The sequence below is a fragment of the Pseudomonas sp. 05N434 genome (genome assembly GCF_056396965.1).
This window is the reverse complement of record NZ_JBFTMK010001101.1, coordinates 1-491: the sequence shown is the minus strand read 5'-3', so window position 1 is coordinate 491 and position 491 is coordinate 1. Positions and strand designations below refer to the sequence as shown.

Here is a 491-nt window from a genome sequence, read left to right as displayed (position 1 = left end):
GTGGACCTACACCTTGGCCAACGGCACCGATGGCGTCGCCAGTGCCGTGCAGTCGCTGCAGGCCGGCGAGAGTCACAACGAAGTGTTCAGTGTGCAGGTCAGYGATGGCCTSGGYGGCGTCGMCACCCAGCARGTGACTGTCACCGTCACCGGCAGCAACGATGCGMCGGTGCTCAGCTTCGCGTCGGGCAACGATGTCGGCGCCGTGCAGGAGGACAGCACCCTCAGCGTCAGTGGCCAGTTCAGTTCAAGCGACATCGATCACAGCGCCACCGCCACYTGGAGCATTGCCGGAWCGCCTACCGGCACTTATGGCTCGATCGCCGTGGACGGCASCGGTCAGTGGACCTACACCTTGGCCAACGGCACCGATGGCGTCGCCAGTGCCGTGCAGTCGCTGCAGGCCGGCGAGAGTCACAACGAAGTGTTCAGTGTGCAGGTCAGTGATGGCCAGTGTTCAGTGTGCAGGTCAGTGATGGCCTCGGTGGCGT

At 64.3% G+C, this 491-nt stretch carries 1 protein-coding gene; it reads left to right on the top strand.

The window, feature by feature from the left end; all coding sequences use genetic code 11:
* The coding region (locus AC1DLB_RS31930; RefSeq protein ID WP_477786524.1) for a VCBS domain-containing protein at window positions 1-491 on the top strand (491 nt) is incomplete at both ends.